Origin of the sequence: Streptomyces sp. NPDC091289 (assembly GCF_044757365.1) — a bacterium.
In the GTDB taxonomy this organism is placed as follows: domain Bacteria; phylum Actinomycetota; class Actinomycetes; order Streptomycetales; family Streptomycetaceae; genus Streptomyces.
The window spans coordinates 22,022-35,709 of the sequence record NZ_JBIVUT010000011.1 but is presented as its reverse complement, the minus strand read 5'-3'; the positions used below and the strand labels follow the sequence as shown (position 1 = coordinate 35,709).

Below are 13,688 nucleotides of genomic sequence, written 5' to 3'. Positions count from 1 at the left end.
GCGGGCGAGCCGTCGGGCGGGGGCACCACCGCCCGACGGCATCCGTGTCGAAGACCCTGTGCGGGACGACCCTCGGACGCGGGAAGCCCCTTAGGCCTTCTCACCGCAGGCCGCCGCCCAGTGGCACGCCACCTGGGTGTCCCCGCTCCCGTTCAGCACCGGCAGATCCACCGTGCGGCACGCCTCCGCCACCCCCGCCCGCTCCGCCTCGCCCGAGGCCAGCACCTGGCAGCGGACGTGGAACCGGCAGCCGGAGGGCACCTTCGAGGGGTCCGGCGGCTCCCCGGCCAGCACGACCGGTTCGCCCTCCGCCTCCGGGAGCACGGACAACAGGGCCCGGGTGTACGGGTGCTGGGGGGCCGTGAGCAACTGCTCGACCGGGCCCGTCTCGACGATCCGGCCCAGATACATCACCGCCACCCGGTCCGCGATGTTCCAGGCGAGCCCCAGATCATGGGTGACGACCAGCGCCGAGAGCCCCAGCTCGTCCCTCAGGCGCAGGAGCAGGGCCAGGATCTCGCCCCGTACCGACGCGTCCAGCGAGGCCACCGGCTCGTCGGCCACGATCAGCTCCGGATCCAGCACCAACGCCCCGGCGATCACGACCCGCTGGCGCTGACCGCCCGACAGCTCGTGCGGGAAGCGCAGGAAGAACCGCTCGGGCGGCCGCAGTCCGGCCCGGGACAGGGCCCCGGAGACGGCCGCCCGCTCGTCCCCGGCGTACCCGTGGATGCGCAGCCCCTCGGCCACCGCGTCGTACACCGTGTGCCGGGGGTTGAGCGAGCCGCTCGGGTCCTGGAGGACCAACTGCACGCGTTTCCGGTACGCCTTGAGCGCCCGGCCCGAGTAGTCGAGCGGGGCGCCGCCGAACGTGACCCGTCCCGAGGTGGGCGGGACCAGGCCGAGCAGCGACCGGGCGAGCGTCGTCTTGCCGCAGCCGGACTCACCCACCAGGGCGACGATCTCGCCGGGCCGGATGTCGAGGTCGACGCCGTCCACGGCGCGGGCGGTGGCGGCTCCGCGCCGGCCGGGGAAGGCGACCTTCAGCTCCTCGGCACTGAGGAGGGGAGCGGTGCCGAGGGAAGCGGTGCCGACAGGAGGGACGGTGCCGACGGGAGGGGTGGTGCTCATGTCGTGCTCCTCTTGTCGTCGGCTCCGGGCCCTGTGCGGCCCGCGTCCACCAGGACGCAGGCAGCCCGGCGCTCGCCCCCGGCCTCCCGCAGCTCCTGGTCCTCGGTGGCGCAGGAGTCCAGGGCGACCGGGCAGCGCGGATGGAACGTACAGCCGCCCGGCAGCGCCGCCGGGTCCGGCGGATCGCCCGGCAGGCCGCGCGGGGCGTGCCGGGAGGAGAGGTCCCCGATCTTCGGGAAGGCGGCGGAGAGCGCCTTGCCGTACGGGTGGCGGGCGTCCGTGTACACCTGCCGGGCGGGGCCCTCCTCGACGACCCGGCCCGCGTACATCACCGAGAGTCGGTCGCAGGTGTCGGCGAGCACCGCGAGGTCATGGCTGATCATGATCAGCCCGACGTCCTGGTCGGCCACCAGCTGTTCGATCAGGCGCAGGATCTGGGCCTGGATCATCACGTCGAGGGCCGTCGTCGGCTCGTCCGCGACGATCAGACGCGGATCGCAGGCCAGCGCCATGGCGATCATCACGCGCTGGCGCTGCCCGCCGGACAGCTCGTGCGGATAGGCCTGGGCGCGGGCGGCGGGCAGCCCCACCTGCTCCAGCAGCTCACCGGCCCGCTTGCGGGCGGCGGCTGGCGTGGCCCTGCTGTGCAGCAGGATCGGCTCGGCGATCTGGTCCCCGACCCGGTGCACGGCGTTCAGCGAGTGCATCGCGCCCTGGAAGACGATCGACGCCCCGGCCCAGCGGACCGCCCGCAGCCGCCCCCACTTCATGGTCAGGATGTCCTCGCCGTCGAGGAGGATCTCGCCGGACAGCGTGGCCGTCGTGGGCAGCAGCCGCAGCAGCGCGAGGGCGAGCGTCGACTTGCCGCAGCCGGACTCCCCGGCGATGCCGAGCTTCTGCCCGGCCTCCACCCGCAGATCGACGCCCCGTACGGCGGGGACGGCGTCGCTCCCGCTGCCGTAGGTGACGGTCAGATTCCGCACCTCCAGGAGCGGCGGGTCGCCGACCGGCTTCGTCGCGCCGGGCGAGCCGGACGGGTCCGGGTTCGGCGTGGTGGTCGTGGTCGTCGCGGTCAACGGGACACCCCCAGCTTGGGGTTGAGCACGGACTCGATGGCGCGGCCGCACAGCGTGAAGGCGAGGGCGACGACGGCGATGGCGAGTCCGGGCGGAGCGAGGTACCACCAATTGCCGGAGCTGACCGCGCCGGCCTCGCGGGCGTCCTGGAGCAGACCGCCCCAGGAGACGACCGTGGGATCGCTGAGCCCGAGGAAGGCGAGGGTCGCCTCGGTGAGGATGGCGGTGGAGATCACGAGCGTGGTCTGGGCCAGCACCAGCGGCATCACATTGGGCAGCACATGACGCGACATGATGTGGCGGTGCCCGCCGCCGAGCGCCCGGGAGCGTTCGATGTACGGGCGGGACTCGACGGACAGCGTCTGGGCCCGGACCAGCCGGGCGGTCGTCGGCCAGGTCGTCACGCCGATCGCCAGGATCGTCGTCCAGACCGACCGGGACAGGACCGTGGCCAGCGCGATGGCGAGCACCAGGGTCGGCATTACCAGGAACCAGTCGGTGACCCGCATGATGACGGTGGCGTACCAGCCCTTGAAGTGGCCCGCGGTGATCCCGATGAGGGTACCGATGGCCACGGAGAGGAAGGCGGCCAGCAGGCCCACCGTCAGGGAGACCCGGGTGCCCCAGAGCATCAGGGCCAGCAGGCTGCGGCCGAACTGGTCGGTGCCGAGGGGGAATTCACCGCTCGGCGCCTCCATCGGACCGCCCGGGGCGTTGGTCACGCTCTGCGAGTCGGCCCCCACCAGCAGGGGGGCGGTCAGCGCGAGCAGGGCGATCACCGCCAGCACGGCGAGGCCGACGAGCCCGGCCCGGTGCGTGCGGTACTGCCGCCAGAAGCGGCTCACGGCCTGCCGCCGCCGGGCCCGGGTCAGGGCGCGTGGGCTCGGTCCCCGTACGTCCTTGGGGGTCCCGGAGGGCTTGTCCATCGACGTCGTCATCGGCCCACCCGGGGATCGAGCAGCGGATAGATCACATCGGCCAGCGTGTTCATCAGGATCACCGCGGCGGCGAACACGAAGAACAACGCCTGCACCAACGGCAGGTCGGGCACGCTCAGCGCCTGGTAGAACAGCCCGCCGAGCCCCGGCCAGGAGAACACCGTCTCCACCAGGATCGCCCCGGCCACCGTCGTACCGAGGTTCACGAAGAGCAGGGTCACCGTCGGCAGCATCGCGTTCGGCACGGCGTGCTTGCGGCGGACGAGGTCGTCGCGCAGCCCCTTGGCGCGGGCGGTCGTCAGATAGTCGCTGCCCATCTCGTCCAGCAGCGAGGAGCGCATCACCAGCAGGGTGCGCGCGTACTCCACGGCGACGAGGGTGATGACGGGCAGCACCATGTGGTGGGCGATGTCCAGCACCCGGTCGAAGCCCTCGGTGTTGCCGGACTCCATGCCGCCGGTCGGGAAGAGCCCGGGGATCGGGCCGATGCCCACCGACAGGGTGATGATGAGGAGCAGCCCGAGCCAGAACGAGGGCACCGAGTACAGCGTCAGCGCGAACGCCGTGTTGGTCCGGTCCCCGGCGCTGCCGTTGCGCCACGCGGAGCGGGCGCCCAGCCAGATGCCGAGCAGCGTGTAGATCACGAAGGCGGTGCCGGTCAGCAGCAGGGTGGCGGGCAGCGCCTCGGCGATCTTGTCGACGACCGGGGCGCGGAACTGGTACGACGTACCGAAGTCGCCGGTCAGCGCCTTGCCGCAGTACTGGGTGAACTGCTGCCACAGCGGCAGGTCGAGCCCGAACTCGCGGCGCATCGCCGCGATCTGTTCGGCCGACACCTGGCGGCCGCCGGTCATCTGCTTGACCGGGTCGCCGGGGATCAGCCGGAAGAGGAAGAAGCTGGTGACGAGGACGGCGAAGAGGGAGACGGCCGCACCGGCGATCTTGCCCGCCGCGTAGCGGGCGTAGGCGGCCGTACTGCGGGAGCGCGGGGAGCGGGCCGACGGCCCGGCCGGAGCCGGGCCGCCGGATTCTGTGCTCTCCACGCCTGCCGCGCCTTGTCGCAGCGCGGGAGTGCTTTCTGAGCTCATGGACTATTCACGGTCTTCCGCGGTGGAGCGGCGACGCATGGCGAACAGGAGTCCGCCACCGGCGAGGACGACGACGGCGATCCCGACCCCGATCAGCACCCCGGTGGAGGAGCCACCGGAGTCGGAGGAACCGGACGAGGAGGCCCCGGCGGCCGGGACCGCCGACCACCAGCTCCAGTAGCCGTCCTGGCCGTAGATGTTGCCCGCGGCCGACGGCATGGTGGTGATGGACTCGATGTGGTCGGTGCGGTAGGCCTCGACGGCATTCGGGTACGCCATGACGTTCATGTACCCGGTGTCGTACAGCCGCGACTCCAGTTGCTTGACCAGATCCGCCCGCTTGGCGGGGTCGTACTCCGCCAGTTGCTTCTTGTAGAGCTCGTCGTACTGCTTGTCGCAGATGAAGTTGTCGGTCGTGGCCGACTCCTTCGCCTTGGACGGCAGGGCGGCGCAGGTGTGGATGGAGAGGACGAAGTCGGGGTCGGGGTTGACGGACCAGCCGTCGAAGGCGAGGTCGTACTCACCCGCGAACCAGGGGTCGGAGACGTTGTCGAGGCAGTCGACCTTCAGTCCGATGCCCTGCGCGCCCCACCACTCCTGGAGGTACTTGCCGATCGCCTTGTCGTTGGGGTCGGTGGCGTGGCAGAGGATACGGAAGTCGAGCGGCTTGCCGTCCTTGCCGACGCGCTTGCCCTGGCCGTTCTTCTTGTACCCGGCCTCGTCCAGCAGGGCCCCGGCGGCCTTCGGGTCGTAGGAGAGCTTCTGGTCCGCCGACGGCTTCCAGAAGTAGTCGCCGAAGCGCGGTGGGATGTAGCCCTCGCCCTCCACGGCGTGCCCCTGGAAGACCTTGTCGATGATGGTCTTGCGGTCGACCGTCTTGAACAGCGCGTGCCGCACCTTCTGGTCCCGCAGCGCCGGGTGGCCGTCGCCGAACTCCTGTCCGTCCTTGGTACGGGCTCCGGGGTTGACGGCGAGCGCGAAGAAGCGGCGGCCCGGGGCGTCGTTGACCTTGATGTCCGGGGCGCTCCGCAGCGAGGCGGACTGGGCCGGGGTCAGGCTGGGACTGCCCGCGACGAAGGAGACCTCACCCTTGCGCAGGGCGGCCACGGCCGCGTCCTGGTCCTTGTAGTAGCGGAAGACCAGCTCGTCGAACTTGGGCGACCCGCGCCAGAAGTCCTTGTTGGCCTTGAGCTTCACATAGCTGTCGACCTTGTAGTCCGTCAGGATGAACGGACCGTTCCCCACGATGGGGAACTCCTTGTCGTTGTTGAACTTCGAGAAGTCGTCGACCTTGTCCCAGAGGTGCTTCGGGACGATCGGCACATCGAGCGCGGCCATCGTGGCCTGCGGCTCCTTGAGCTTGATGACCAGCTTGTCCTTGCTGGGCGCGGTCACCGTCTCGAAGTTGCCGACGAAGCTGCCGTTGGAGGTCGCGGCGCCCTCGTCGGTCATCATCGTGTTGAACGTCCAGGCCGCGTCCTCGGCGGTGGCCTGCTGCCCGTCGGACCACTTCGAGTCCGACCGGATCGTGTACGTCCATGTCAGCTTGTCGGCGGAGGGCTCCCACGCGGTGGCGAGGCCCGGGATCGCCTTGTTGTCCTTGGCGTCGTAGTTGGTGAGGTAGTCGTACATCAGCCGGTGGATGCTCGTGCTGACCAGCCGCTGCGCGAGGAACGGGCTGAGCGAGTCGACGCTCTGCGCGACGGCGACCGTGAGCGTCGTCTTCCCGTCGTCGGCGCGGGCCTCGGAGGGCGCGGGCGCGAGCAGGTTGCCGGGCACGACGGACCCGGCGGTGAGCGCCAGGGCGGCGGCGCCGGAGGCCAGCAGGAGGCGCAGACGTCGGCGTGGCCGGGAGGAGCGGGTGGGGACTCTTGTGACCATGGACGGGGACCTCACGTCATCACTCGCTGGGAGAAGGCGGGTAGATCTCTGGTTCGCCAGTTGGTGAAGCGAAGGTTTATCAGCGGTGGTCGAGGCTCGTCAACGGTGTGTCAAACCGTGTGTGGGCTGCGGGAATACGGAAGGGCTCGCACCGCCTGAACGGTGCGAGCCCTCATTGGTCTAAACCTCTTATGTCCTACTGCTGAGGTGCCGGCGGCGGCTGCGGAGGCGTCTGCTGCCAGCCGGCCGGAGGCACCGGCCCGTGCAGATCGGGCTGGCCTGCCGGGTTGCCCTGCCCGCCCTGCTGTTCCGGCTGCCCCTGCTGCGGCGCACCGCCCCCGGGCGCACCCGGCCCGGCCTGCGGCGGCGGAGCCTGCTGCCACCCGTTCTGCGGTCCGCCCGGGGCCGCCTGCGGGGGGTAGGGGGCCTGCGGAGCACCCGGCTGACCGGCCGCCTGATATCCCCCGTACGGCGGCTGTCCGCCGTAGGGCTGCTGTCCCCCGTGGGGCTGCTGGGCGTACGACTGCGGCTGGCCGGGGTGCTGCTGCGGCGGATAGGGCTGGCCGGGGCCGGGCTGCTGGGGTGCGTACGGCTGCTGACCGGGCATCGGCTGTCCGGGGATCTGCTGACCGGGAGCCTGCTGTCCTGCTCCGGGCTGACCGGGGCCGCCGGGCTGTCCCTGCGCCGGCTGTCCCGGCATCGGCTGGCCCGGCGCCTGCTGGCCCGGTCCCGGGTATCCCTGCTGACCGGGCATCGGCGGGGCGTACTGCGGAGGCGGGTTCTGGCCGTCCGCCGTCCACAGCCCCTGCTGCTGCTGGGCCCGCGCGAAGTCCTCGGCCACCAGCGCCGAGAGGTGGAAGTACGCCTCACGGGTCTTGGGCCGCATCATGTCGAGGTCGACCTCGGCGCCCGCCGCCAGGTGCTCGTCGAACGGCACGACGACGACGCCGCGGCACCGCGTCTCGAAGTGCTGGACGATGTCGTCCACCTTGATCATCTTGCCGGTCTCGCGGACGCCGGAGATGACGGTGAGCGAACGCTGCACCAGGTCCGCGTACCCGTGCGCCGAGAGCCAGTCCAGCGTCGTGGAGGCGCTGGACGCGCCGTCGACCGAGGGCGTCGAGATGATGATCAGCTGGTCGGCGAGGTCTAGGACCCCGCGCATCGCGCTGTAGAGCAGCCCGGTGCCCGAGTCGGTGAGGATGATCGGGTACTGCTTCCCGAGCACCTCGATCGCGCGCCGGTAGTCCTCGTCGTTGAACGTCGTGGAGACCGCCGGGTCCACGTCGTTGGCGATGATCTCCAGACCGGAGGACGCCTGCGAGGTGAACCGCCGGATGTCCATGTACGAGTTGAGGTACGGGATCGCCTGGACCAGGTCGCGGATGGTCGCCCCGGTCTCGCGGCGCACCCGCCGGCCCAGCGTGCCCGCGTCCGGGTTGGCGTCGATGGCGAGGATCTTGTCCTGCCGCTCGGTGGCCAGCGTCGAACCCAGCGCGGTCGTCGTGGTGGTCTTGCCGACACCGCCCTTGAGGCTGATGACGGCGATCCGGTAGCAGGAGAGCACCGGGGTGCGGATCAGCTCCAGCTTGCGCAGCCGCTCGGCCTCCTCCTTCTTGCCGCCCAGCTTGAACCGGGAGGCGGCGGAGGGGTTACGGCTGCTCTTGGCCTTCTGCTTGCCCCGCACGAGCCGGTCGGAGGAGAGCTCGACGGCCGCGGTGTACCCGAGCGGGGCACCGGGCACCGACCGCTCGCGCTGGTCGTGCGCGACCGGGGTGGGCCAGGCTCCGCCCGTACGCGGGTCGACAGCATGCTGCGGGGGTTGCTGGTGCGGTGGCTGGGCCTGGGGCTGGGCCTGGGGCTGCTGCTGCCCGTACGCCTCCGGCTGCTGCGGGGCGACGGGGGCGGGGAGGTTCGGGGTGCCCTGGGCCGGGAAGGGCGCGTTGGGCTGGGGCGCGTTGGGGGCCTGCCCCGGCTGGTGGGGGACCTGCCCCGGCTGCCCCGGCTGCCCCGGCCGGCCGGTCTGCGGGAAGCCGTAGCCGCCCTGCGGCGGGAAGCCGTAACCGCCCGCGCCCTGGGGGGCCTGGGGGTGGGCCTGCGGCGGCAGCGGTGCGCCGGGGCCGGGCTGCTGACCGGGCTGACCGGGGTACGGCTGCTGCTGGTGCGGCGGCTGGGGGGCCTGGGGCGGCTGAGGTGCCTGAGGCGCTTGGGCCGCCTGCGGGAAGCCGTAGCCGCCGGGCGCCTCGTCGGCCGGGGCGGAGCCGGGCCACTGCGCCGCGGGCTGCGGCGCGGAAGGCGCCGGGGCGGCCGGCTGGAAGGCGGGCGGCAGCGGCGGCAGCGCGCCACCCTGTGCGGGCGGCGACCACGGCACCGGTGCGGCGGCGGCCTGCGGGGCGTCGGCGGTGGGCGGCGGCGCGTCCTGGGGCGTGGCGCCCTGGGGACCCGCGTCCGCGACGGCGTCGACGGCGGGTACGTCAACGGGGCCCGGGGCCTCGGCGGTGCTCGCCCCGTCGTCCGCGGAGTCCGTGTCGCTGGGCGAGGGAAGAGCGGCAGGCGACTCGGAGGGCGTACCGGATGTACCGGACGCACCGGACGGGGACGCGTCCTCGGAGTCCGTCCCGGAGACGGAGGCATCGGCCTTCTCGTCGTCCTTGTCCTTCACCGCGGCATCGGATGCGCCTTCCGCGGCAGCCCCGGATTCGGATCCGGATCCGGAAGCGGCCCCGGATCCCTCTGCGGCTTCCGCCTCGCGCTCCGCGATCTCCCGCTTGAGCGCGGCGGGCGAGAACCGCATCGTCGCGCCGCTCTCCACATCGCCGCCGCCGAACGGACCGGCGTCCCCGGTCTCGGCGACAGGAGCGGCCGGAGCGGCCGGAGCGTCCGGGGTCTGCGCGGCCGAAGTCTGCGCGTGCGGCGTCTGCGCGTGCGGCGTCTCCGGCCCGGCGGGGGAGGCCGGAGCCTCCGGAGCCGCGGGGGCGGCGGGCTCGGCCGGTGCCGGCGCCCAGTTGGGGTCGAAGCCGCCGGGCGCCGCCGACAGGTCCGGCGCGGAGACGGGCGCCCCGACCGGCGGCGGAGGGGGCGCGAGGTGCGAGCCCGCTCCCCCCGACGAGTCCCCCGCCGCGTTCTGCGTGTACCAGGCGGGAGGGGTGTAGTCGATGGTGAACTCACCCGTCATCTCGGCGGGATCCGCGTCGGACGACTCGTCGACGGGCAGGTCCCATCCGCCGCGGATCTCGTCCCGATCGCCGTTCACTTTGCCTCCTGGTGTGGTCGAGCACCCTTGTGCCGTGGTGGGTGGGGGCGACCGTTCCCGATGTCCGGTCCGCCCGGCTCTCCCCCTTGCGACGCGCATCACCTGCTCGCAGGTTCCTGTGCCGCGCCCCACCCACCCTAATCGCCATCCGGGGAACTCAGGCAGGGCGTTCGGCATCGCTCAACCTGTCCGTTACGTCACCGGCCGACCAGGAGCGAACAGGGAGCGGTACGAGAACGGGCCAAGAGCGGCACGTGTGCGCAAAGTTCCCCACAGGACCCGCACAAGTCGATCAGGTCGGGGATGAGTGCCTCCGGGCCGGATCGGAGGCGCGCGCCCGCTCAGTCCATCCGGCGTGCGGTGCCCAGCAGCCCTGATTCGGCGTCCGTGGCCTCGGTCATCACGAACTGGCGGTCCCGGTCCGTGCACCACAGGGTGACGCCGTCGGCCAGGGTGGACAGCGCCTGGGCCTCGGCGGGCGAGAGGTTCATGATGCGGCCGATCTGCGCCGCCTCGTCCGGTGACACCCGCTGGATGCCGACCAGCGCCGACTTCTTCATCAGCCGCGGAGCCACCGGGCTGAGATAGGGGAGCAGCGTCACCACGGACTGCCACGGCCCCGACACCACCCGGCCGCGCGGCGGTCGCATCCCGCAGTCGCGGACGACGACCACCGGCGAACCGGCGGACGCACCCTGCGGCGGCACCCGGCCGACGTCGTGCAGCGAGATGCACGGCTGCCCGCCGCCCGCCGCCTGCGCGAGCGAGGTCCAGGCCTGGGCCCGGCCCGTCTCCACCGCGATCCGGGCCCCGGTCGCGGCGGCGCGCAGCGCCAGGACCTGCGCGGTCCACATGCCGCCGATCAGGGTCACCTCGTACGGGGTGGGCCGGTTGATACCGAGGACCGCGGGGCGGCCCTCGGCGTCGACCCCGATCACCGTGCCGTCGTCGCCGACCGGCAGCCCCAGCGAGGCCAGCTCGTCGAGGGAGATCGTGTGGCGGCCGCGGCGGGGGCCGATCAGCCCGAAACCGCGCCGGGCACGGCTGCCCGGCTGGGCGGGCCTCGTCGGAGTGGACATCAGTACCTGCTCCCGTACGTCCCGGTGACCATGACCGCGTGCTTCTCCGTCTTCTCCGCGTGCCTCTCCGGCTGCTTCTCCGCCGGCATCAGCGGGTTCCGCCCAGCGGCAGCGTGGCGAGGACGCCGGGCAGCTGTTCGCGGTCCAGCCGCACCAGGGCCGTCTTCACGCCGCGTGCGGTGCGCTCCAACTCATGGCGTGCGGCCAGGAGTTCCTCGTCGCTGCGGCCGGTGATCCGGACGTGACCGGTGACCGAGACCTCGGAGCGGTCGCCCTGCGCGAGCGTCAGGCTGAAGGTGGTGGCCAGCGCCGGGAGTGAGGTGAGCAGCGCCACGAGCTGCGGCATCGACGCACCGCCGCCGCCCAACTGCGGCCAGCGCGCCACCCAGTAGGTGGTGTGCCGCCGGTCGTCGCAGCGCCAGGTGCGCGCCGTCTCCTGGGTCCGCCGGCCGGGCGTCTCGGCGCGGCTGGCATGCGTCATCGCCATCGGGCTGACGCAGGCCGACGTGGCGATGGCGGACGTCAGCTCCTGCTCGGTGAGCACCGTCGCCCGGAACCCCGCGCCGGTGAGCCGGCTCGCCAGCTGGTCCGCCACCCGTACCGCGCACTTCTGAGCGCCGACGATGCCCCCGCCGCGTGCCGCCACGGCCTCCGGGCAGAGCTCCGGGTCGACCTTCAGGGCGATCCAGGTGATCCGCAGCGCCGGGGAACCGGTCTGGGCCTGCAACGGCGCGTAGTTGCGCGCCGCGACGGACTGCGGCGGGAGGTGCGGTGCGGGGGCGGGCTGGGTGTGCTGGACGATCTGTGCGGACTCCAGCCGGATGCCGTCGACCTCCAGCACGTCCCGGATCAGCGTCAACGGCAGGGGATGGGCCGAGCGGTCGGGCCGCAGAGCGGTGGCGTCCGACTCGACCTGCACGACCGTCGTGACGAACGTACCGTCGCCGACGATCCCGACCGGCCGCCGGTCGCCGTCGCTGAAGGAACGCGTGCGCAGCGCCGGATCGCACTCGACGGCCGGCGCGAGCCCCGGCTCGGTGTCCGGAGGCAGCGTCGACCCGGCCGCCCGGCGGGTGCGGGCCCGCAGCGCGATGACCGTGCTCAGCCACTCCGGCAGCGACCGGCGGTGCCTGCGGACCACGGCCAGCAGCACCAGCACCGCCGCGATCACCCCGGCCGGGGCGAGCAGCAGCGGATCGATCACCCAGGCGGTGAGCAGCAGACCGGCGGCGATTTCGATGAGTACGAGCTGTTGCAATCGGAACGAACCGAACTGTCCGGCACGTCCGTTCAGCCGGGGGGCGGCCGGTCCGCCGGTCCGGGCCGGAGTACCCGACGGGCCCCGGGCGGCGGAGCGGGAACCCCGGCGTCGCGCCGGTGGCCCCCCTGCTCCCCGGACCCCCGAGGAGGCCCCGTGCCCGGCCTGACGTGTCCGCGTTGCGGAAGCCATCATTCCGGCATTCCCCCGTTCGTAAGGCCCCAAGTCAACCCGATCGCCCCTGCCCCGCCGGGGGCTTGGGGGCTGGATCACCCTACCCGGCCCACCGGGGCCCGGCGTCAGCAGGCATAGTAGGGGGCCGGTCCGGCAGCAGGATCCGGCATCCGGGGTCCGGCACGGGAGCGCAGGCATCGCCCGCTCCCGGGCCGCGCGGGGAGACACGGGAGACAGACAGACTCATGGCATCACGGCGGGATGAGCTCAACGCGTACACCTTTGCGAAGAAGCGCACGGTCGCCGCATTCCTCCAACCGTCGGCCACCGGTACCGAGGAGGGCGCTCCCCGGCCGCTGCGGGCCGTCGTTCCCAGCCTGATCGTCGGTGCGCTGGTGCTGGCGGGATTCGGCGCCTGGGGCATGTTCAAGCCCACCGCTCCCAAGGACTGGGACAAGCCCGGCTCCAAGGTGATCGTCGGCAAGGACTCCACCACCCGTTACGTGGTGCTCCCCACCGGCAAGGGCAAGGACCGCAAGAACCTCCTCCACCCCGTGCTCAACCTCGCCTCGGCCCGGCTTCTGCTCACCCCGCAGGAGTTCGGCGTCATCCAGGTCGCCGACAACATCCTGGACGCCGGCAAGCCGCCGCGCGGCCCGATCCTCGGCATTCCGTACGCGCCGGACCGGCTGCCGGAGTCGACCGACGCCGGCACCGGCAAGCGCTGGGCCGTCTGCGTACAGCCGGGCGGCAAGGGCAACACCGTGCAGAAGGCGGCCTTCGTCCTCGCGGGCCGCGACAACAAGCTCACCGAAGGCACGAAGCAGCTCAGCGGCGGTCAGGTGCTGTACGTCCAGGGGCAGAAGGGCAAGGCCCGCTACCTCGTCGACGCGACCGGCACCAAGTATCTGGTGAACGAGACCGCAGCCGACAACGGCATGCTCACCAACGCGCTGGTCGGCAGCCGCACGCCGCAGCCCGTCACCGACGACTGGCTCGCGACGCTCCACGAGGGCAGCCCCGTCGCCTTCCCGCGGATCCCCGGCACGGTCGGTGTGCCCGCGGGTGTCCAGGGGCAGCTCTCCGCCGACGAGAACAAGGTCGGCATGGTGCTGAAGACCCGTACCGGAGAAGGTACCCAGCACTACGTGGTCCTGGAGGACAAGGCCCAGCCCATCTCCGAGTTCACCGCCTGGCTGCTCATCAACTCGCCGCAGACCGCCGAGCTGAACCTGAACAGCGAGGCCCGCGCCGTGGGCCTCCAGGACTTCATCCCCGACGGGCAGCCGTTCGCCGGGCAGGGCGAGCGCTGGCCCGAGCGGAAGGCGACCCAGGTCAACTCGACCGGGGGCAACGGCAGCCGGGACACGGTCTGCAACGTCCTCACCAAGGTGGACGACCGGGGGCGCACCACGCTCACCACCTGGGCGGGCGCGACGTACCCCGCCGACATCAGCGCCGGCGGCACCAGCACCTACGTCACCCCCGGCAGCGGACTCCTCTACACCCAGATGCGGACCGGGCAGACCCGCCCGGACGGCTCGCTGTTCCTGGTCACCGACACCGGGCTGCGGTACGCCGTGCAGGCCAACGGCGACAGCGACGCCGAGCGCTCCGACATCGGCACCGGAGGCCAGAAGACCCAGGACGGCCGGCCCGAGCCCAGCCAGGCCCAGATCCGGCTCGGCTACGAGAAGGTGACGCCCTCGCTCGTACCGATCGAGTGGTCCGACTGGCTGTCCAAGGGCCCCCGGCTCGACACCAACAGCGCCCGCCAGCCGCAGGGATCCTGACCGGCCGTCCGGCCGGC

9 protein-coding genes are annotated in these 13,688 nt (G+C 72.5%); 1 reads left to right on the top strand and 8 read right to left on the bottom strand.

All coding sequences use genetic code 11. The features are described from left to right. Window positions 1-90: 90 nt before the first annotated feature. From ACIQPT_RS16190 to eccE, 8 genes are all read right to left on the bottom strand, one after another. Window positions 91-1,131 carry an oligopeptide/dipeptide ABC transporter ATP-binding protein gene (locus tag ACIQPT_RS16190; RefSeq protein ID WP_401156409.1) on the bottom strand — a complete coding sequence of 347 codons (1,041 nt, stop codon included), beginning with the start codon at window positions 1,129-1,131 and terminating at the stop codon, window positions 91-93. Beyond that, the gene (locus tag ACIQPT_RS16185; RefSeq protein ID WP_401156408.1) at window positions 1,128-2,207 is read right to left on the bottom strand and encodes an ABC transporter ATP-binding protein; all 1,080 of its coding nucleotides are present in this window, start codon (window positions 2,205-2,207) and stop codon (window positions 1,128-1,130) included. The genes ACIQPT_RS16190 and ACIQPT_RS16185 overlap by 4 nt, the downstream gene beginning before the upstream one ends. Beyond that, a complete protein-coding gene (locus tag ACIQPT_RS16180; protein WP_401156407.1) occupies window positions 2,204-3,145 on the bottom strand; it encodes an ABC transporter permease in 942 nt (313 codons plus the stop codon). The genes ACIQPT_RS16185 and ACIQPT_RS16180 overlap by 4 nt, the downstream gene beginning before the upstream one ends. Beyond that, window positions 3,142-4,233 (bottom strand): ABC transporter permease, encoded by a 1,092-nt coding sequence (locus ACIQPT_RS16175; RefSeq protein WP_401156405.1) that lies wholly within the window; start codon window positions 4,231-4,233, stop codon window positions 3,142-3,144. Before ACIQPT_RS16175 ends, ACIQPT_RS16180 begins: the two co-directional genes overlap by 4 nt. Before the next feature lie 3 nt (window positions 4,234-4,236). Beyond that, the gene (locus tag ACIQPT_RS16170) at window positions 4,237-6,114 is read right to left on the bottom strand and encodes an ABC transporter substrate-binding protein (RefSeq protein WP_401156404.1); all 1,878 of its coding nucleotides are present in this window, start codon (window positions 6,112-6,114) and stop codon (window positions 4,237-4,239) included. Between the two features lie 196 nt (window positions 6,115-6,310). After that, complete coding sequence (locus tag ACIQPT_RS16165; RefSeq protein WP_401156402.1) at window positions 6,311-9,367, bottom strand: SCO5717 family growth-regulating ATPase; 3,057 nt, start codon at window positions 9,365-9,367, stop codon at window positions 6,311-6,313. Window positions 9,368-9,708: 341 nt separating this feature from the next. Further along, window positions 9,709-10,446, bottom strand: coding sequence for a hypothetical protein (locus ACIQPT_RS16160; protein ID WP_401156401.1), 738 nt, complete (start codon window positions 10,444-10,446; stop codon window positions 9,709-9,711). Between the two features lie 88 nt (window positions 10,447-10,534). Beyond that, entirely contained in the window at window positions 10,535-11,896 is a 1,362-nt protein-coding gene (eccE, locus tag ACIQPT_RS16155) for a type VII secretion protein EccE (RefSeq protein WP_401156400.1), read from the bottom strand. 227 nt (window positions 11,897-12,123) lie between these two features. Here eccE and eccB point away from each other — a divergent pair, with 227 nt between their 5' ends. Next, window positions 12,124-13,671 carry a type VII secretion protein EccB gene (gene eccB / locus ACIQPT_RS16150; protein WP_401156399.1) on the top strand — a complete coding sequence of 516 codons (1,548 nt, stop codon included), beginning with the start codon at window positions 12,124-12,126 and terminating at the stop codon, window positions 13,669-13,671. The last annotated feature ends 17 nt before the right edge of the window (window positions 13,672-13,688 follow it).